At 66.5% G+C, this 19251-nt stretch carries 20 protein-coding genes, 1 other RNA gene and 1 riboswitch; of the genes, 11 read left to right on the top strand and 10 right to left on the bottom strand.

Annotated elements, in window-relative coordinates; all coding sequences use genetic code 11:
* Positions 1–48: 48 nt before the first annotated feature.
* Positions 49–675, bottom strand: a complete 627-nt coding sequence (locus tag LDZ27_RS10820; RefSeq protein ID WP_244814082.1) for a ParA family protein — start codon at positions 673–675, stop codon at positions 49–51.
* A 193-nt stretch (positions 676–868) separates the two neighbouring features.
* On the opposite strand from LDZ27_RS10820, the gene LDZ27_RS10825 reads away from it, so the two are divergent.
* Complete coding sequence (locus LDZ27_RS10825) at positions 869–1285, top strand: PaaI family thioesterase (RefSeq protein ID WP_244814083.1); 417 nt, start codon at positions 869–871, stop codon at positions 1283–1285.
* A 13-nt stretch (positions 1286–1298) separates the two neighbouring features.
* Here LDZ27_RS10825 and LDZ27_RS10830 read toward each other — a convergent pair whose 3' ends face one another.
* The gene (locus LDZ27_RS10830; protein WP_244814084.1) at positions 1299–2771 is read right to left on the bottom strand and encodes a cobyric acid synthase; all 1473 of its coding nucleotides are present in this window, start codon (positions 2769–2771) and stop codon (positions 1299–1301) included.
* 55 nt (positions 2772–2826) lie between these two features.
* On the opposite strand from LDZ27_RS10830, the gene cobU reads away from it, so the two are divergent.
* From cobU to LDZ27_RS10850, 4 genes are all read left to right on the top strand, one after another.
* Complete coding sequence (gene cobU, locus LDZ27_RS10835) at positions 2827–3375, top strand: bifunctional adenosylcobinamide kinase/adenosylcobinamide-phosphate guanylyltransferase (protein WP_244814085.1); 549 nt, start codon at positions 2827–2829, stop codon at positions 3373–3375.
* A 6-nt stretch (positions 3376–3381) separates the two neighbouring features.
* Positions 3382–4323, top strand: coding sequence for an adenosylcobinamide-phosphate synthase CbiB (cbiB, locus tag LDZ27_RS10840; RefSeq protein WP_244814086.1), 942 nt, complete (start codon positions 3382–3384; stop codon positions 4321–4323).
* 166 nt (positions 4324–4489) lie between these two features.
* Positions 4490–5509: a threonine-phosphate decarboxylase CobD gene (gene cobD / locus LDZ27_RS10845; protein ID WP_244814087.1), complete on the top strand. Its 1020-nt coding sequence runs from the start codon at positions 4490–4492 to the stop codon at positions 5507–5509.
* Positions 5510–5523: 14 nt separating this feature from the next.
* Positions 5524–6450: a cobalamin-binding protein gene (locus tag LDZ27_RS10850; RefSeq protein ID WP_244814088.1), complete on the top strand. Its 927-nt coding sequence runs from the start codon at positions 5524–5526 to the stop codon at positions 6448–6450.
* 16 nt (positions 6451–6466) lie between these two features.
* Here the strand turns inward: LDZ27_RS10850 and cobC are convergent, their stop codons facing one another.
* From cobC to LDZ27_RS10880, 6 genes are read right to left on the bottom strand one after another with little or no spacing between them, the layout of a single operon-like run.
* The gene (cobC, locus tag LDZ27_RS10855; RefSeq protein ID WP_244814089.1) at positions 6467–7036 is read right to left on the bottom strand and encodes an alpha-ribazole phosphatase family protein; all 570 of its coding nucleotides are present in this window, start codon (positions 7034–7036) and stop codon (positions 6467–6469) included.
* Positions 7021–7782, bottom strand: coding sequence for an adenosylcobinamide-GDP ribazoletransferase (locus LDZ27_RS10860; protein WP_244814090.1), 762 nt, complete (start codon positions 7780–7782; stop codon positions 7021–7023). Before LDZ27_RS10860 ends, cobC begins: the two co-directional genes overlap by 16 nt.
* Positions 7779–8843 (bottom strand): nicotinate-nucleotide--dimethylbenzimidazole phosphoribosyltransferase, encoded by a 1065-nt coding sequence (gene cobT, locus LDZ27_RS10865; RefSeq protein WP_244814091.1) that lies wholly within the window; start codon positions 8841–8843, stop codon positions 7779–7781. Before cobT ends, LDZ27_RS10860 begins: the two co-directional genes overlap by 4 nt.
* Positions 8840–9619 carry an ABC transporter ATP-binding protein gene (locus LDZ27_RS10870; RefSeq protein ID WP_244814092.1) on the bottom strand — a complete coding sequence of 260 codons (780 nt, stop codon included), beginning with the start codon at positions 9617–9619 and terminating at the stop codon, positions 8840–8842. The genes cobT and LDZ27_RS10870 overlap by 4 nt, the downstream gene beginning before the upstream one ends.
* Positions 9616–10638 (bottom strand): iron ABC transporter permease, encoded by a 1023-nt coding sequence (locus LDZ27_RS10875; protein ID WP_244816123.1) that lies wholly within the window; start codon positions 10636–10638, stop codon positions 9616–9618. Before LDZ27_RS10875 ends, LDZ27_RS10870 begins: the two co-directional genes overlap by 4 nt.
* A gap of 35 nt (positions 10639–10673) precedes the next feature.
* Positions 10674–12548: a TonB-dependent receptor domain-containing protein gene (locus LDZ27_RS10880; RefSeq protein ID WP_244814093.1), complete on the bottom strand. Its 1875-nt coding sequence runs from the start codon at positions 12546–12548 to the stop codon at positions 10674–10676.
* Positions 12549–12642: 94 nt separating this feature from the next.
* A riboswitch (cobalamin riboswitch) is annotated at positions 12643–12940 on the bottom strand.
* A gap of 230 nt (positions 12941–13170) precedes the next feature.
* On the opposite strand from LDZ27_RS10880, the gene LDZ27_RS10885 reads away from it, so the two are divergent.
* The 5 genes from LDZ27_RS10885 to LDZ27_RS10905 all read left to right on the top strand — a co-directional run bounded on the left by LDZ27_RS10885 (position 13171) and on the right by LDZ27_RS10905 (position 15519).
* Positions 13171–13560 (top strand): ATPase, encoded by a 390-nt coding sequence (locus LDZ27_RS10885; protein WP_244814094.1) that lies wholly within the window; start codon positions 13171–13173, stop codon positions 13558–13560.
* Complete coding sequence (locus LDZ27_RS10890; protein ID WP_244814095.1) at positions 13557–13871, top strand: cell division protein ZapA; 315 nt, start codon at positions 13557–13559, stop codon at positions 13869–13871. Before LDZ27_RS10885 ends, LDZ27_RS10890 begins: the two co-directional genes overlap by 4 nt.
* A 117-nt stretch (positions 13872–13988) precedes the next feature.
* Positions 13989–14171: non-coding RNA, 6S RNA (ssrS, locus tag LDZ27_RS10895), on the top strand.
* A gap of 83 nt (positions 14172–14254) precedes the next feature.
* Positions 14255–14713, top strand: coding sequence for an EVE domain-containing protein (locus LDZ27_RS10900; protein ID WP_244814096.1), 459 nt, complete (start codon positions 14255–14257; stop codon positions 14711–14713).
* Positions 14714–14850: 137 nt separating this feature from the next.
* Entirely contained in the window at positions 14851–15519 is a 669-nt protein-coding gene (locus tag LDZ27_RS10905; RefSeq protein ID WP_370653397.1) for an SIMPL domain-containing protein, read from the top strand.
* Positions 15520–15538: 19 nt separating this feature from the next.
* On the opposite strand, the gene lgt is transcribed toward LDZ27_RS10905, so the two are convergent.
* Positions 15539–16435: a prolipoprotein diacylglyceryl transferase gene (gene lgt / locus LDZ27_RS10910; RefSeq protein WP_244814097.1), complete on the bottom strand. Its 897-nt coding sequence runs from the start codon at positions 16433–16435 to the stop codon at positions 15539–15541.
* 36 nt (positions 16436–16471) lie between these two features.
* Positions 16472–17362, bottom strand: a complete 891-nt coding sequence (locus LDZ27_RS10915; protein ID WP_244816125.1) for a LysR substrate-binding domain-containing protein — start codon at positions 17360–17362, stop codon at positions 16472–16474.
* A 173-nt stretch (positions 17363–17535) separates the two neighbouring features.
* Between LDZ27_RS10915 and ilvD the strand changes: the two genes are divergently transcribed.
* A complete protein-coding gene (gene ilvD / locus LDZ27_RS10920) occupies positions 17536–19209 on the top strand; it encodes a dihydroxy-acid dehydratase (protein WP_244814098.1) in 1674 nt (557 codons plus the stop codon).
* Positions 19210–19251 lie beyond the last annotated feature (42 nt).

The raw sequence follows: 19251 nt of genomic DNA on the forward strand, positions 1-19251 counted from the left end.
TTTGCTTTGTGATGAAGCCGGCGTTTCCGTCAAGGAACGCCGGCTTTTTCATTTCTTCGACGCCCAGTCGATGATCGGCTGCCACTGCTCCAGGTCTTTCTCGACGCGGCTTCGCGCGACATCCCAGATGGTGAGACCGTGCGCGGCGAGCTGCACGTAGTTCTGCGTGTCGCGCAGATAGCCGAGCACCGGCAGATCGAGGCTTTCGACGAAACGATGCAACTGCTCCGCCGAGCGCGTGCGCGCATCCACGCGCATGCCGACCACGCCGACCTGAATGGACCCTTTCCTCACGGCTTTTTCCTTCGCGAGCTTCGTCAGGAAGTCCTGCGTCGCGAGGATGTCGAACATGGACGGCTGGAGCGGCACGATCACCTTGTCGGCGAGCTGAAGCGCAAGCGCGAGCCGGTTGCCGTGCACGCCGGCCGGCGTATCGACGATGGCTTTTTCCAGACCTTTCGGCGGCTTCGCGGGCGCGTCGATATCCACGCCCCATTCCTCGATCTTCGGCAGCGTATCCACGCGCAGCGAAAGCCACGCGTGCGCGGAGCGCTGTTTATCGAGATCGGCGAGCGCGACCCATTCGCCGTTCGCCGCGAAATAGCCTGCAAGATTCGTTGCGAGCGTGCTCTTGCCGACGCCGCCCTTCGGATTTGCCACCACGATCACGGTCATGGAATGTCCTGATATTTGTCCGGCGCGCGAGAAAGTGCGGAAGTACGCGCACGGTTTCGTCGTTATAGAACGAGTACATGATTCGAGCCGTTGATATTATCGGCAAAAGTCGCGCGCGCGGCACGCTGGCCGAACGGCCAATGCGACGTGCGCGACGTGCGCTTCTCCCCTCTTCCTCACGGACGCTTCGCTCATGCCCCTTCGCCCCGACGTCACGCTGGATTACCTGCGCAATCGCCAGAAAGGTCGTCTGCCCGATCTGCTCGGCGTGCAAGTCCTTTCGCTCGATGAAAACTCGCTCGTCGGCGAACTCGTGATCCGCCCGGAACTGCTCGCGCCGAATGGCTTCCTGCACGCGGCCACCGTCGTCGCGCTCGCGGATACGTGTTGCGGGTACGCGTGCATCGCGCATCTGCCGGACAAGGCGCAGAACTTCACGACGCTCGAACTGAAGAGCAATCACGTCTCGACCGCGCGCGAGGGAAAGATCGTCGCGAAGGCGAGCGCCGTGCATCTCGGACGCAGCACGCACGTCTGGGACGCGACCGTCACGCATGGCGATGGCAAGCTCATCGCGATGTTTCGGTGCACGCAGATGATTTTGTATTGAGCGAAACGGCGCGTCACGCGAAGCACGCGGCGAGCGCATCGACATCGAGCGACTGCGCGAACGCATCCGCGAGCCGCTCCAGCGACGCCTCGCGCAGCGCCGGATAATCGAGCGGCGCGGCATCCTCCACGCCCGCCCACGCGAGCAGCGCCGCGCACGCTTCGGGCGTGTCGAAGAGGCCGTGCAGATACGTCGCGGCAATCTGGCCGTCGTCGGAGATGGCGCCGTCGCTGCGGCCGGAATCGAGCATTACGGCGGGATTCGCGAGCGCCGGGCCGCTCGTGCGTCCCATATGAATCTCGTAGCCGCGAACGGGCGCCTGCCCGCCGCCGAACGCCAGCTTGCCGGTTACGTTCTCCAGTTGCTTGTGCGGCGCGAGCACCGTACGAAGATCGAGCAAGCCGAGCCCGTCGACACGCCCCGCCGCGCCCTCGACGCCATCCGGGTCGTCGATCTCGCGACCGAGCATCTGCATGCCGCCGCAGATGCCGAGCACCTTGCCGCCGTATCGCAGATGCCGATGAATCGCGCGATCCCAGCCATGGTCGCGCAGCCACGCGAGATCGCGCTGAACGCTCTTCGAACCCGGCAGCACGATGAGATCGGCCGGCGGCGGCGCGATGCCCGCGCGCACGTATTCGAAGTCGACCTGAGGATGCGCGCGCAGCGCATCGAAATCCGTGTGATTGCTGATGCGCGGCAGCGCCGGCACGATCACCTTCAGCACCGGCCGCTCCCCGTGCGTGCGGCGCTCGCGCGGCAGCATGTCCTCGGCATCGAGCGTGAGGCCGTGCAGATACGGCAGCACGCCGAGCACCGGCTTGCCGGTCTGCGCTTCGAGCCAGTCGAGCCCCGGCTCCAGCAAGCCGATATCCCCGCGAAACCGGTTGATGACGAAGCCGCGAATGCGCGCGCGCTCGCTCTCGGACAAACACGCGAGCGTGCCGACGAGATGCGCGAACACGCCGCCGCGGTCGATGTCCGCCACCAGCACGACCGGACAATCGACGCGCTCCGCAAAGCCCATGTTGGCGATGTCGCGGTCGCGCAGATTGATCTCGGCGGGACTGCCCGCGCCTTCGACGATCACCGCGTCGAATTCCGCCTGCAAGCGCGCATAGGATTGCAGCACGGCATCGAACGCGATGGATTTGTATTCGTGATACGCGCGGGCATCGAGATTGGCGCGCGCGTGGCCGTGAACGATGACCTGCGCGCCGCGATCGCTCGTCGGCTTGAGCAGCACCGGATTGAAGTCGATGCGCGCCGGCACGCCCGCCGCGATCGCCTGCAACGCCTGCGCGCGGCCGATCTCGCCGCCATCGACGGTCACTGCGCTGTTCAGCGCCATGTTCTGCGGCTTGAACGGCGCGACGCGCACGCCGCCGCGCCGCGCGAGACGGCACAGCCCCGCGACGAGCGTGCTCTTGCCGGCATCGGATGTCGTGCCCTGAATCATCAGCGTGCCGCGCGGGGTGAAGGGCATCGGAGAATCCTGTGAGAAGCAACGCGCTATCTTAGCCCGTCAGTACAATATCGAGATGACCCGCGATCTCACGTTCATCCTCGGCGGCGCCCGCTCGGGCAAGAGCGCACACGCCGAACGTCTTGCCGGCGAAAGCGGCCTGCCCGTCACCTACATCGCGACCGCGCGCATCGGCGACGATGAATTCGCCGCGCGCGTACGTCATCATCGCGCGCGCCGGCCCGCGCACTGGCGACTCGTCGAAGCGCCGCTCGATCTCGCCGGCGCGCTCATCGCCGCGGACCGCGCGGGGCATTGCGTGCTGATCGACTGCCTCACGCTCTGGCTCGCCAATCTGCTCTTCTCGCAAGACGCGATGAACGACGACATCGCCGTCCTGCCGCCCGCCGCGCAGCACGCGTTCGATGCGCTCGATGCCGCGCTCGCGTCCGTGCAAGGCAAAGTCGTCGTCGTGAGCAACGAGATCGGGCTTGGCGTCGTGCCGCTCGGCTCGGTCACGCGCCTTTACGTCGATGAACTCGGCCGCCTGAATCAGCGCGTCGCCGCTGCCAGCGCGCGCGCGACGCTGATGGTGGCGGGCCTGCCCGTCGCGCTGAAGGGCTGACTTGCGATGCTCATGCTCTCCGTCTACGCAATGGCGTTGCTGGCCGTGCTCGGCGTCATCGTCGATCGCGTGATCGGCGAGCCGCGCACGCGGCATCCGCTCGTCGCATTCGGGCGCCTCGCGACGCGAATCGAAGCGCGCATGAACACCGGGCGTCGCGCGCGGCCTGCGGGAATGCTCGCGTGGTTCGTCGCGGTCGCGCCGCCGGTGTGCATCGCGTGGCTGCTCACGAGCGTGCTGCCGTTCGCGTATGCGTGCGTCGTGCATGTGCTGCTGCTCTGGTTCGCGCTCGGCGGGAAAAGCCTGCGCGAGCACATCGCGCCGATTGCGCGGGCGCTCAGTCTCGGCGATATCGACGGCGCGCGCACGCTCACGTCGCGCATCGTGTCGCGCGATACATCGCAGGCCGACGAGAACGCGTTGTCGCGCGCGGCCGTCGAATCGGCGCTCGAGAACGGCAACGATGCGATCTTCGGCGCGCTCTTCTGGTTCGCGGTTGCGGGCGGTCCCGGCGCGCTCGCGTTCCGGCTCGCGAACACGCTCGACGCGATGTGGGGTTATCGCACGCCGCGCTATCTGCGCTTCGGCTGGGCGGCGGCGCGCATCGACGACGTGCTCAATTTCGTCCCCGCGCGGCTCACGGCGGCGAGCTACGCGCTCGTCGGCGATACGGGCATGGCGTGGCATTGCTGGCGCACGCAGGCGCGCTCGTGGGACAGCCCGAACGCCGGCCCGGTGATGGCCTCGGGCGCGGGCAGCCTGAACGTGCTGATCGGCGGGGCGGCGGTGTACCACGGCGTGCTCGAAGCGCGGCCCACGCTCGGCGCGGGACACAGCGCGACCCCACGGCATGTCGTGGCGGCGTTGCGGCTCGTCGACCGGTCGGTGCTGCTGTGGCTTGCGGTGTTTCTCGTGTTCGCCGCGTTGAGCGTGACGGCATCGGCGTGAAGCGGGATGGCGGACGTATGCCGAAGCGCGCCGCCGTCCGTCGATTTCCACATACGCGGGACTGTGCGTTCTGCGCAAGGACCGTGGCGACATCTCGGTCAGGATCAACGGATGTTGTCCCGAAGCCGGCACACTTCCCTCTTCGGCAATTCAAGCATGACGACGAATGACTGAACCGATTCTCCACGGCGGCAACCTGCGCGAAGCCGCGCGCCGCTACGCGATTGCCCTCGACGACTGGCTCGACCTCTCGACGGGCATCAATCCGCGCGGCTATCCAGTCCCGCCCGTGCCGCCCGACGCGTGGCGCCGCCTGCCCGAAGACGACGACGGTCTCGCCGACTGCGCCGCGCGTTACTACGGCGCGCCGCGCGCGCTGCCCGTCGCGGGCTCGCAGGCGGCCATCCGCGCGTTGCCGCCGCTCTTCACGCGCGGCACGGTCGGCATCGCGCCGCTCGCTTACGGCGAATATGCGCCGGCGTTCGCGCGCGCGGGGCATCGCGTCGTGACGCTCGATGTGGCTTGCCGCGCGTTGCCCGCCACGCTCGATCACATCATCGTTGGCAATCCGAACAATCCGACGGCGGAACGGCTCGCGCGCGAAACGCTGATCGAATGGCACGCGCGGCTCACTTCGCGCGGAGGCACGCTGATCGTCGATGAAGCCTTCGCCGATGTCGATGACGATGCGGCGCATTCGCTCGCGAACGAAAGCGCGCGCGATGGCCTCGTCGTGCTGCGTTCGGTCGGCAAGTTCTTCGGGCTTGCGGGCATTCGCGCGGGCTTCGTGCTGGCCGCGCCCGCGCTGCTCGACGCGTTGCGCGATGCGCTCGGCGCATGGACCGTCGGCGGACCGGCGCGGCATGCGGTCATGGCTGCGTTCGCGGACCGCGCGTGGCAGGCCGAGACGCGCGAGCGCCTGCAGCGCGATGGCGCGCGCCTTGCCGCGCTGCTGAGCGCGCATGGCTTCGACGTGCGCGCGACGCCGCTCTTCGCGTGGACGCCGACGCCGCATGCGCCGTCGTTGCAGCACGAACTCGCGACACGCGGAATATGGACGCGGCTTTTCGATCGCCCTGGCATGATGCCGAGCCTGCGCTTCGGGCTGCCGGGAACCGAAGGCGACTGGCTGAGGCTCGAACGCGCGATGGACGAGATCGCGCGGCAGCGCTCGCCGATCCATTGACCGCACACGACGAAATGAACATCGACAAGAAGACCCGACGCAATCGCCACGGCGCAAGCATCGCAACGATCGCGCTCTTCAGCCTTTTGACGACGACGCGCGCACTCGCAGCCATCGTCGTCACCGACGACACCGGCGCGCAAGTCACCCTTCCCGCCCCAGCGATGCGCGTCGTGAGTCTCGCGCCGCACGTCACCGAATTGCTGTACGCAGCGGGCGGCGGCGCGCGCATCGTCGGGACGGTGACCTACAGCGATTATCCGAAGGCCGCGCAGTCGATTCCGCGCGTCGGCGACAACAAGGCGCTCGATCTCGAACGCATCGTGGCGCTGCATCCCGATCTGATCGTCGTGTGGCGGCACGGGAACGCCGCGCGCCAGATCGATCGCCTGAAGGCGCTCGGCATTCCGCTCTACTTCAGCGAGCCGAAACATCTCGACGATATCGCCGCGAGCATCGACAAGCTCGGCGCGCTGCTCGGCACGGAGGATCGCGCGCGCGCCGCATCGACGGCGTTCACGCGCGATATCGCCCGCTTGCGCGCGCAGTACGCGCAACTGCCGGCCGTGCGCGTGTTCTATCAAGTTTGGGACGATCCGCTCATGACGCTCAATCGCGACAACGTGTTCAGCGAAGTCATCGGCTTATGCGGCGGCGTGAACGTGTTCGGCAGCGAAGCGCCGCGCGTGCCGACGATATCGACCGAAGCGGTGCTCGCCGCGAATCCCGAAGCCATCGTCACCGCGACGCCCGGCGCAACGGCGCCCGATCGCCCGTTGCCCGCGCTGGATCGCTGGAAGCAGTGGACGTCGATGACGGCGGTCGCGCGCGGCAATCTCTTCGGCATCGACGGCGATCTCATCAATCGGCCGACGCCGCGCCTCGCGCTCGGCGCCGCCGAGTTGTGCCGCGATCTCGACGTGGCGCGCAAGCGGCGTTGAACGCCCGAACGCGGCCTCAGGCATTCCAACGCACGACGCTCCAGCCCGCGTCCGAACGGCGAAGCTGCACCACGGCGCCGAAATCGAGCGCCCATCGCAACACGCTCGCGCGCTCGATGCCGAGCACATGCGCCGCGAGCACGCGCATGACGCCCGCGTGCGCGACGACATGCACCGCGCGCGAAGCATCGGCGCATGTGTCGTCGAACCAGCCGATCACGCGCTCGCTGAACTGCGCGAGGCTCTCGCCGCCGTGCGCGCGCGCATGCTCGATGTCGGCGGCCCAGGCATCGATGAGCGCGCGATCGATGTCGTTCCACGCGCGGCCTTCCCATGCGCCGAAGTGCATCTCGGAGAGCCGTGCGTCGATGCGCGCTTCGCCGAGCGCGCGTGCGAGCGACGCGCATCGCAGCAGCGGACTCGCATGCCATCCATCGATGCAAGCGGGCACGCCGAGCTTCTTCATGCGCGCCTGAATGTCGAGCGCCGATTCGCGCACGTCACGCGCCAGCGCGACATCGCTCTGGCCGTAGCACACGCCCGCATCGACCACGACTTCCGGGTGACGTATCAATACGAGGTCCATGCAAGCCCGGCGAGATAGATCGCGAGTTCGAAAAGCTGTTGCGCGAAGCCGAGGCAATCGCCCGTATAACCGCCGATGCGCCGCACGAAATAGCGCCCGGCGATCACGCGCAGCAACGCGAGCGCAGCCATCGACACGCAGGCGAACTTCCAGCCGAACCAGAAGAGCCACGGCAAGCCGAAGAGCATCGCGATACCGAACGACACGGCGCTCATGCGCTGCGCGACCGGCTTCGCCTTGCCCTCGGCGCGCACGTAGTCGAGCGTGACGAGATAGCTGATCGCGAAGGCGCGGCTCGCGGCGTGCGCGGCGATCATGATGGATGCGGCGCGCATCGGCGGCAGCGCGGCGAGCGTTTGCCACTTGAGCGCGAGCGCGATGACGAGCGCAATCGCCGCGAACGCGCCGATGCGCGAATCGTGCATGATGCGCAGCACGTCGTCGCGCGTGTAGCCGCCGCCGAAGGCATCGGCGCAATCGGCGAGGCCGTCTTCGTGAAACGCGCCGGTGAGCAGAAGCGTCGCGGCCATCGACAGCAACACGGCGACGCCCGCTGGAAATACGCGCAGCGCGGCCAGATAGACGATCGCCGCGACGCCGCCGACCATCGCGCCGACGAGCGGGAAATAGCGCGCCGCCGCGTTCAGATACTCGCGCTCGAAGCCGACCCAGCGCGGCACCGGCACGCGCGTGAAATAGCCGAGCGCGGTGAAGAAGTAGCGCAACTCGTCGAGCGGACGATTCATGGCTGCGCGTCGTGCTTGTTCGAAACGCCCGCCGAATCGAAGCTCGCCATCTCGTCGACGAACGCGACCGCCGCACGCAGGATCGGCAGCGCGAGCGCCGCGCCCGTGCCTTCGCCCAGACGCAGATCGAGTTGCAGAAGCGGCGCGGCGTGCAAATGCGCGAGCATGCGCCGATGCCCCGCTTCACCCGACGCATGCGCGAACACGCAGTAGTCCAGCACGTCGGGCGCGAGCTTCGATGCAACCAGCAGCGCGGAAGTCGCGATGAAGCCGTCGACGAGAATCGTCATGCGCGCCTCGGCTGCGGCGAGATACGCGCCCGTCATCATCGCGATCTCGAAGCCGCCGAAGGTGGCGAGCGTATCGATCGCATCGCCGCTGTCCGCATGCGCTGCGAGCGCGCGCGCGAGCACGTCGCGTTTATGCGCGAGCCCGCGATCGTCGAGGCCGGTGCCGCGTCCGACGCAATCGTCGATCGGCAGCGCGCACAGGCGGCTCATGAGGCACGCCGCCGCCGACGTATTCGCGATGCCCATTTCGCCGAAGCCGATCACGTTCGTTCCAAGCGACGCGTGATGCCGCACGCGCGCCGCCCCGCGCGCGATGCCTTCAAGCGTCGTATCGCGCGACATCGCGGACTCGCGCGCGAAGTTGCGCGTGCCGGCGCCGAGCGACAGGCGCTCGTAGCCGTGATCGGCTGGAATGCGCGTCGCAACGCCGGCATCGACGATTTCGAGCGTCATGCCGACCGAGCGCGCCAGCGCGTTGACCGCCGCGCCGCCCGCGAGAAAATTCGCGACCATCTGCGCGGTGACTTCCTGCGGATACGGACTCACGCCTTCAGCCGCGATGCCGTGATCGCCCGCGAAGACGATCATCGCGGGACGCTCGATGCGCGGCTTCGTCGTGCGTTGTATGAGGCCCATTTGCAGCGCGAGCGATTCGAGCCGCCCGAGGCTTCCGGGCGGCTTCGTCTTCATGTCGATGATGCGGCGCAGGTCGGATTCGATGGCGCGGTCGAGCGCGCGGGGCGTCGGAATGGGCATGGCGTTCCCTGTCATAGGCGGTGAATCGAAGGCACGAGCGCTTCATGCGCGCCATCGCGGATCAGCACGAGCGGATAACCGAATGCGGCGCTCGTGCGCTCGGGCGTGAGCACATCCGCGACGGGGCCGCTCGTCGCGCCGCCTTTGCCGTCGAGCAGCAGCGCGTGCGTCGCGAAACGGCGCGCGAGATTCAGGTCGTGGCACGAGAAGACGACGGCGCGTTGCTCGTCGCGCGCGGCTTTGGCGAGCGCAGTCAGACAGTCGATCTGATGATGCAGGTCGAGATGCGCGAGCGGTTCGTCGAGCAGAAGCAGCGGCGCGTTCTGGCACAGCACGGCGGCGAGCGCGACGCGCTGCCGTTCGCCGCCCGATAGCGTCAGCACGTCGCGCGCGGCGAGTGAAGCAAGGCCGAGCGCATCGAGCGCGGCGCGCGCGGCGGCGCGGTCGTCGTCGCTCTCCCAGCCCCAGCCGGTGAGATACGGAAAGCGGTTGAGCAGCACGGTGTCGAGCACGGTCGCGCTGAAGACGTCGTGCGTGCTTTGCGGCATCAGCGCGCGCTCGCGTGCGAGGTCCGGCGCGCGCCACGATGCGAGCGCGCGGTCATCGAGCGTGACCGATCCGGACGCCGGCTTCGCGAGGCCCGCGAGCACGCCGATCAGCGTCGTCTTGCCCGCGCCGTTCGGCCCGGCGATGCACCACGCCTCGCCTGCCGCGATGGTCGCGCTCAAGTCCTGAACGAGCGTGCGTGCGCCTGCGCGCAGCGTGAGGTCGTGAAGGCGCAGGGACGTCATCGCGGCCTTCGCAACAGCATCCAGAGGAACATCGGCACGCCGATCAGCGCCGTCACCACGCCGACCGGCAATTGCGACGGCGCGATCACCGTGCGCGCGGCAAGGTCCGCGCTCATCACGGCGAGCCCGCCCGCGAGCGCGGCGGCCGGCACGAGCATGCGCTGATCGTTGCCGAACGCGAGCCGCAAGAGATGCGGCACCACGAGTCCGACGAAGCCGATGGTTCCCGCCGTCGTCACCGCTGCCGCCGCCGCGAGCGATGCCGCGAGATACACGCGCAGGCGCAATCGCCCGACCGGGACGCCGAGCGCGCGCGCGGTCGCGTCGCCGCGCAAGAGTACGTTCAGTCGCGGCGCGGCCGGCACGATGACGGCGAGCATCACGGCAAGCGCGATCATCGCGGGCCAGGGCGTCGCCGCGCCGTTGAGATCGCCGGTGAGCCAGAAGATCATGCCGCGCAGCCGGTTCTCCGGCGCGACGCTCAGCATCAGCGTGACGAGCGCGCCCCAGCCCGCCGCGATCACCACGCCCGTCAGCAGAAGACGCGGCGATGCGTCCTGCTCGCCGCGCCACAGGTGCGTGCGTGCAAGCCCGAGCACCAGCACGATCGATGCGAACGCGCCCGCGCACGCGGCAAGATCGACGCCCCACCACGGCATCGACGCGAGCATCGCGGCAAGCGCGAAGGCCGCCGCGCCGCCTGACACGCCGAGCACGTAAGGCTCCGCGAGCGGATTGCGCAGCAGCACTTGCAGCAGCGCGCCGGCGGTCGCGAGCAGCGCACCCGACGCGAAGCCCGCGAGCGCGCGCGGCAGACGCAGCGTGAGCACGATGTCATCGGCGATATCGGGCGCGGCCGCATGCGTGTGAAAGAGCGTGTGAAAGAGCGCGTGAAAGACCGCAGCAAGCACGCGCGATGGCGCGAGCGCGACGCTGCCGAGCGCGAGCGATGCGACGAGCATGGCGATCGTCGCAGCGGCGAGCGCGAGCCAGATCAGCGCGGCGCGGCTCGCGGTCATCGCCTTCAGCGGACGGCGCGCGTCAGCGGCTTCGCTCACGACGGATGCCAGCCGAGCGTGACATACGCGCCGCGCCGCGGCGTGTTGTACGAATAAGCGAGTTCATAGTTCCGGTCGAACAGATTGTCGATGCGCGCGCCCACGTACCACGACTTCGTGATGTCGTAGCGCGCCGAGAGATTGACGACGCCATAGCCCGCGAGCGTCGAATCGTAGTCGCTGCGCGCGCCGCTCACGATCCACTCGCCGCCCACGCGCCAGCGCCCGATCGAACGATGCGCGGCGAGCGTCGCGAAACGCCGCGCGCGTCGCGTGAGTTCCTCGTGATTCGTCTCGTCGACGGGATTCTGGAACGTCACGCCCGCACGCACGTCCGTTGCGCCGAGATGCCCCGCCCACGATCCTTCGACGCCCTGCACCTTCGCGCGCCCGACGTTCTGCGCGATATAGAAGCCGCTGCCGTCGGACACGTAGTCGATCAGGTTCGAATAGCGCGTCTGGAACGCGGTCACGCGCAGGACGCCCACTTTGTTCGACGCGTACTGCAACGCGGCTTCGACCGAATGACTGCGCTCCGGCTGAATCGACGGATTGCCGCTGAACGGATAGTAGAGATCGTCGAAGCTCGGCGCGCGGAACGACGCCGCGTAGCTCGCGCTCGCGCGCCAGTGCGCGTCGATGTCGTAGGCGTAGCCCAGATAGTAGCTGGTCGCGCCACCGAAGTCGGAGTACTGGTCGCGGCGCACGTTCGCCTGCACTTCGCTCGGACCGAAGCGCCCCACGTAGCCCGCGAACACCGAGTTCACATGTCTGTCGGGCGCGCTCAACTGATCCGAATCGAGCGATTGATCGAGATGCTCGTAGCCGAAGACGAGCTTGTGCGTATCCGCGAGCCTGAAGTCGTTCTGCCACAGATACTGATGCGTCTCAGAATTGAAGCGGCTCGTATAGACGCCGTTCTGCTCGATGTTCGCGCGGTCCTGTCCTTGCGCGATGGTGAAGTGCGTCGTCCAGCGGTCGGTCAGCTTGCCGTTCGCGAACACCGATGCCGAACGCACGCGGTCATGCGACTTGTTGATGTCGGTCGGTGTGCCGTAGGCATCGTCGAAACTGTCGACGCCGTTCGACTGCAGGAAGCGCACGCCCGCGTCCCACTTGTCGCTAAATTTATGACGCAGCGTCGCGGCGACGCTCTCGTTGAGATAACCGTTCGCGTTCGGATTCGCGCCGGGCGCGAGCGCCGGGTCGATCGCGGAAAAGCCGTCGGTTTTCTCGCGCGATACGTTCAGGCTGAACGTGGTGCGGCCATCGGCATCGAGCGCGCCGTCGACGCCCGCCGATTGCCGCTGCGTGTGATAGCTGCCGTATTCGGTTTCGAAATGAAAGCGCGGCGGATGCGGCTCGCCCTCTTTCGTGAAGATCTGCACGACGCCGCCGATGGCGTTCGATCCATACAGCGCCGACACGTTGCCGTTCACCACTTCGACGCGCCCGATCTGGTCGAGCATCAATTGCGAAAGCTGCGCCGCGCCGAGCGAGACCGATTCGACGCGCACGCCGTCGATGAGCGTAAGCGACTGCGACGACGACGCGCCGCGAATGTACACGCCCGAGTTCGCGCCCGGACCGCCGTTGCGCGTGATCTGCACGCCCGGCGCGAGCGCGATGAGACCGAGCGCATCGTCGGCGCTGCTATCGGCGATATCCTGCTCGTCGAAGAGCGTCGTCTGCGGGATGGCATCGGCGAGCGGCTGTGCGCCGCGCGTCGCGGTCACGACGACGGGCGCGAGGGTTTGAGCGTTGGATTCAGCGCTGGATTGAGCGTGCGCACTCGGCGCAAGAAGCAATGGACAGGCCAAAAGAACGACGCGCGGCGCGCGGCGAATGAGCCCGGACGAAGGCAAGACCATGTGTGAAGCGTTCCCGTTGGAGACTGGCGCGTGCCCCGCTCCCCGCGAGGTCTGTGCGCGACGCGCGCGCCGTGCGTCCGAACGATGTCGAGGCATGGCGCGCTGGACGATTGGCCGGTATCCGGGCTGACGACGCATCGTCCCGCCTTCCCGCGCGACAAGCGCGCAGTGGCATCGACACGTTTCTTGCAGGGCGCCTCGCGTCAAACGATTGCACGCGAGGCCCGCGAAAAAACGCGCATGGGACGACTTGCAACTTGCGTTGCGGTCGCTTACCGTTGCGGGGGCAGCACAGGTTGGCTCATCCCGTTCTGCGGGACTTCGCTTCCTGTTTCCCGTTTGACTGCGCCGCGAGAGACGCGGGCGCGAGCACCAAAAGTGCGGCAAGTGTAGGAGCGCGCGTTTGGGCCGTCAAGAAAGCGCGCATGCGGCGCCCGGGCGCAACGGGCGGCATCGGCGCTTGTCGTTCGTCTCGCATGCCGGTCATCGGCGAGAACCCAATCCGCACACGAATGCATGGCGATGCACGCAAGATCGCGTGCTGTTACGTCTCGAAACGAGACATTTATCGGAAGCGCGTTTGAAGCGCGCTAAAATGCGAGGTCTTTAGAGGACGCAGCACATGCTCAACGAACTCGAATCACTGTCAGGAAATATCGGCCGGCTGATCCAGATCAGCGAGCGCCATCATCAGGCGCGTCTCGCGCTCGAAGCACAAATCGAACAATTGCGCGCCGACTTCGCCAGCGTCCAGGCCGAACTCGTGCAGATGCGTCATGAGCGCGACACGCTGCAAGCCGAACGCGATTCTCTCTCCGCCAAGATCGACGACGCGCAAGTGCGCCTCAACGCGATCCTCGAAAAGCTGCCGCGCGGCAAAGGGCATCAGGCCGAAGGCGACAACCAGCTCGATCTTCTGAACGCCGACGCCGGCGCATCGCGCGAAGCACAGCACGAACACGCGCACGCCGCCGAATTGCACGGCGAGCATCATCACGGAGAGAAGGCATGACGACCACGCAGATCGAAGTATCCATTCTCGGGCAACCGTATCGCCTCGCGTGCTCGCCGCAAACCGAAGGCGCACTGCGCGAAGCGGTCGCGCGCGTCGATGCCGAAATGAACAAGGTGCGCAATGCGAGCAACGTGCGCGGCACGGATCGCATCGCGGTGATGGCCGCGCTTTCGCTGGCGTCCGAATTGCTGAAGCTGCAGGAAAGCGTGCGTCATGGCGAGGCCTTCCCCGCGGAGGAAATTCGCCGCACCATGCACTCGATGAACGAGCAACTCGGCGCGGTCATTGCGCAATATGAAGTGCAGTGACGAGGCGCAGTGACGCTCATGTGTTCGTCTAATCAGCGTCGCGATGTCAATCAAAAAAAGATACCGCGAGATCGCTGTCAAGGGGCTGCACAAGGCCATCGATTGGTGTAGAGTGAGGTCTCCCTGCCCAGTGCGCCAAGGTCATATATTCCTTGAACCAATGTCACATTGGCACGGTTGCGGAACCTTGCAGCACGGGCGCGCGCGTCACTCAGTCTGATGTACCCGAAGTGTTGCTTACCGCGACCAATCTTGAACCCAGGTTCAGGATGCCGGCCTAGCGGCTGTGGCGGGGACCTCATCCATACGGCATCGGTTTTTACCGATGCCGTTTTCATTTGCATTGTCGTCATTTGCATCGTCCTTTCGCACACAAGAAAAGCATGCGCTACTGGCTGATGAAGTCCGAACCGGACGAGGCGAGCATCGATCATCTCGCGCACGCGCCGAAAAAGACATTGCCGTGGACCGGCGTGCGCAACTATCAGGCGCGCAACTTCATGCGCGACCAGATGCAGGCAGGCGACGGCGTGCTCTTCTATCATTCCAGTTGCCCGGAGCCGGGCATCGCGGGTATCGCGAAAGTGTGCTCGGGTGCGTATCCCGATCCCACGCAGTTCGACCCGAAGAGCGCCTACTACGACCCCAAGTCCACGCAGGAAACGCCGCGCTGGTTGCTCGTCGATGTGAGCTTCGTCAAGAAGACGCGGCTCATCCCGCTCGCCGAACTGCGCGAGCATGAAGAACTAGCCGGCATGCGCGTGCTCGCGCGCGGCAACAGGCTGTCGATCACGCCCGTCACCGAAGACGAGTGGCGCTTTATTACCGAACGCCTTCTGTAGGGCCGGAACCAAACGCGCGCGGCGAGCGCCTAAATGCCGTCGCGATTCACGCGATGCCTTGCGTTCGGAGTCCTTCCATGATCAACAAGAAAATTGCCGCCGCACTCGCGCTCGCGATGTCGGGCGCTGCGCTCAGCATGTCAACCACAGCCGTCGCGCAGACGGCAATCGTCAATCCGCAGCCATCGGGCGTGCTGTCGCTGTCCGCGCAGGCAACGGCTCAGGTGCCGCAGGATGTCGTCACCATCACGCTCTTCTACGAGCAGGAAGCTGCGGATCCCTCCTCGCTCACCGCAACGCTCAATCAGCGCGCGGACGCCGCATTGCGCGAAGCGAAGGGCGTCGATGGCGTGACCGCGCGAAGCGGCTCGTTCACCGTGTATCCGTCGACGGACCGCGACGGCAAGATTTCCGCGTGGCGCGGCCGCACGGAAGTCGTGCTGGAATCGCACGACTTCGCGGCGGCGTCCAAGCTGGCGGGCAAGATGAGCGCGTCGATGCAGGTCGGCAACGTCACGTTCTCGCTGTCGCCCGAAGCGCAGCGCGCCGCCGAGCAGAAGCTCTCGGCGAACGCCATCGATTCGTTCCGCAAACAGGCGCAAGCCGCGTCGCAGGCATTCGGCTACAGCAGCTATGCGATTCGCGAAGTGAACGTCGGGCATAGCGGCGTCGCGCCGCGCCCAGTGATGATGATGCAATCGCGCGCGATGAGCGCCGATGCGAAGATGGCCGCGCCAATGGCGCTCGAAGCCGGCACGACGACCGTGGCCGTCGACGTGTCCGGCTCGGTTCAGATGGCGCGCTGATGCCGCAGTGCGCGCGCCTTCAGGCGGCGTTCGCCGTCACGCGGCGATGCCGCTTGTACGCCCACACCATCATGACGATGCCGGCGACGATCATCGGCAGCGAAAGCCATTGGCCCATCGAGAGGCCGAGCGCGAGCAGGCCGAGATAATCGTCCGGCTCGCGCGCGAATTCCACCGTGAAGCGCGCAAGCCCGTAGCCGATCAGAAAGAGCGCGGACGCGGCGCCGACCGGACGCGGCTTGCGCGAGAACGTCCAGATCACGATGAAGAGCACGATGCCTTCGAGCGCGATCTCATAGAGTTGCGACGGATGGCGCGGCAGCATGTGATAGCGCTGGAAGATCTCCGCGAGATGCCATTGCGCGTCGAGCTGCGGATTCTTCGCGAGCCAGATCGCATCGTCGTTCGTTGAGTTCTGAAAGAGCATCGCCCACGGCTTCGTCGGGTCCGTCACGCGGCCCCACAATTCTCCGTTGATGAAGTTGCCAAGCCGCCCCGCCGCGAGTCCGAGCGGCACCATCGGCGCGACGAAGTCCGTCACTTGCAGCCAGGTGCGCTTGCGGTGATACGCGAACAGCACCATCGCGAGCGTCACGCCGAGAAAGCCGCCGTGAAACGACATCCCGCCTTCCCAGACCTTGAAGATATCGAGCGGATGGGCCGCGTAATAGCTCGCCTTGTAGAAGAGCACGTAGCCGATCCGCCCGCCGAGAATCGTGCCGAGCACGCCGTAGAACAGCATGTCGTCGATGTCCTTCGCGCTCCAGCCTTGCGCGGCGACATGCGGCAGCCGCAATCGCAGCCGTCCGATAACGATGGCCGAAACGAACGCGACCAGATACATGAGGCCGTACCAGCGCACGGCGAGCGGTCCGAGATGAATCGCGACGGGATCAAAATTGGGGTGTATGAGCATCTTGGAGTAATCGAGCAAAGCGGAATCAGGCACGAATCATAAAGCAGAGACGGCGGCGGCCTTCGCACGCACGATCTCGATGAAGCCGGCGAGCACCGGGCTCACTTCCGCCGCGCGCCACACGAGCCCCGTTTCGACGACGGGCGCATCCACGACCGGCCGCAACGGACGATACACCACGCCCGTGCGCCGCAGATGACGCAGCGACTGCGGCACGAGCGCGACGCCCATGCCGGCGGACACGAGGCTCACGATGGTCTGCATCTGAATGGCCTCCTGCCCGATGCGCGGCGTCAGACCCGCCGCGCCATAGCAGCCCATAATGATGTCATATAAACCCGGCGCGAGACGCCTCGGAAAGACGACGAGCGGCGCGGCGGCGAGATCGCGCAAATCGACGGGCGTGTCGGCCCACTCCGCCGCGCCCTGTTGCAGGGCTTGTGCGGCATCCGTCGACATCGCGACGACGAGCGGTTCGCGCGCGATCGCGAGATAGGAGAGCGACATCGCGTGGCGCGGTGGCAGCGGCGGAATGACGAGGCCCGCGTCGATGCGCCCGGCGACGAGTTCCTCGATCTGCACGTCGCTCGTCGCCTCGGTCAGTTGCAGCCGCACGCCAGGATAGCGCGCGCCGAAATCGCGCAGGAGCGCGGGCAGAAGCCCGTAGTCGGCGGTCGAGACGAACGCGAGCGACAGCACGCCCGCCTCGCCGCGCGCGAGCGATTGCGCGAGCGGACGCAGCGCGTCGGCGGAAGCGAGAATGCGGCGCACTTCCGGCAACAGGTCCTTGCCGACCGGCGTCAGTTCGACCGTGCGCTTCGTGCGCGCGAAGAGCGCGACGCCGAGCGCGTCTTCGAGCGCGCGGATCGCCTGCGAGAGCGGCGGCTGCGTCATCGCGAGACGCGCGGCGGCGCGGCCGAAGTGCATCTCTTCCGCGACCGTCACGAAGTAGCGCAAAAGGCGCAATTCGATGGGCGGATTCCGCTCGTCCACTGATATGTTTTCCGACCTAGTAAAGCCTGAATAATATATTGGACAGGCACAAGCCGGCGCTGCATTCTTGCGCCACTAGACGAAATAATTCCTCAAGGAGCCCCATCATGGCCTTCAATCGCCGCTCGAAAAACATCACCCAGGGCGTCGCGCGTTCGCCCAATCGCTCGATGTACTACGCCCTCGGCTACAAGGAGGAAGACTTCGACAAGCCGATGATCGGCGTCGCGAACGGTCACTCCACCATCACGCCGTGCAACGCGGGCCTGCAGCGCCTTGCCGACGCCGCCATCGCGTCGATCAGGAAGTCCGACGCGAATCCGCAAATCTTCGGCACGCCGACGATCTCGGACGGCATGTCGATGGGCACCGAAGGCATGAAGTACTCGCTCGTCTCGCGCGAAGTGATCGCGGACTGTATCGAAACGGCGGTGCAGGGTCAGTGGATGGACGGCGTCGTCGTGATCGGCGGCTGCGACAAGAACATGCCGGGCGGCATGATCGGCCTCGCGCGCATGAACGTGCCGGGCATCTACGTGTATGGCGGCACCATCCGTCCGGGCAACTGGAAGGGCAAGGATCTGACGATCGTGTCGTCGTTCGAGGCGGTCGGCGAGTTCACCGCGGGCCGCATGTCGGAGGAGGACTTCAAGGGCGTCGAGAAGAACGCGTGCCCGTCGACCGGCTCGTGCGGCGGCATGTACACGGCCAACACGATGAGTTCGTCGTTCGAGGCGCTCGGCATGTCGCTGCTGTACTCGTCGACGATGGCGAACCCCGACGAGGAGAAAGTCGACTCCGCCGCCGAATCCGCGCGCGTGCTGGTCGAAGCCGTCAAGAAGGACCTGAAGCCGCGCGACATCATCACGAAGAAGTCGATCGAAAACGCGGTCGCGCTCATCATGGCGACGGGCGGCTCGACCAACGCCGTGCTGCACTATCTGGCGATCGCGCATGCGGCGGAAGTGGAATGGAGCATCGACGACTTCGAGCGCATGCGCAAGAAAGTGCCGGTCATCTGCGATCTGAAGCCGTCGGGCCAGTATGTCGCGACGGATTTGCACAAGGCCGGCGGCATTCCGCAAGTGATGAAGATTCTGCTCGATGCGGGTCTTCTGCACGGCGACTGCATGACCATCACAGGCCGCACGCTCGCCGAAGAGCTGAAGGACGTGCCGAGCAAGCCGCGCGCCGATCAGAAGGTGATTTTTCCGATCGAGCAGGCGCTCTACAAGCAAGGCCACCTCGCGATTCTGCGCGGCAATCTCGCGGAAGACGGCGCGGTCGCGAAGATCACGGGTCTCAAGAACCCGGTCATCACCGGCCCGGCGCGCGTGTTCGACGACGAGCAAAGCGCAATGGACGCCATTCTCAGCGACAAGATCACGGCCGGCGATGTCGTCGTGCTGCGCTATCTCGGGCCGCAAGGCGGTCCGGGCATGCCGGAGATGCTTGCGCCGACGTCCGCGATCATCGGCAAGGGGCTGGGCGAATCGGTCGGCCTCATCACCGATGGACGCTTCTCGGGCGGCACATGGGGCATGGTGGTCGGCCACGTCGCGCCGGAAGCGTTCGCGGGCGGCACGATCGGTCTCGTGCAGGAAGGCGATTCGATCACCATCGACGCGCACAAGCTGCTGCTTCAACTGAACGTGGATGACGCGGAAATCGCGCGCCGTCGTGCCGCGTGGAAGAAGCCGAGCCCGCGTTATACGCGCGGCGTGCTGGCGAAGTATGCGGCGCTTGCGCTGCCGGCCAATCGCGGAGCGGTGACGGGCTAAGGCGTTCGCACTATCAAGCAAAAGGGGCGCACGGTGCGCCCC

This window comes from Caballeronia sp. Lep1P3, assembly GCF_022879595.1.
Classification (GTDB): Bacteria; Pseudomonadota; Gammaproteobacteria; order Burkholderiales; family Burkholderiaceae; genus Caballeronia.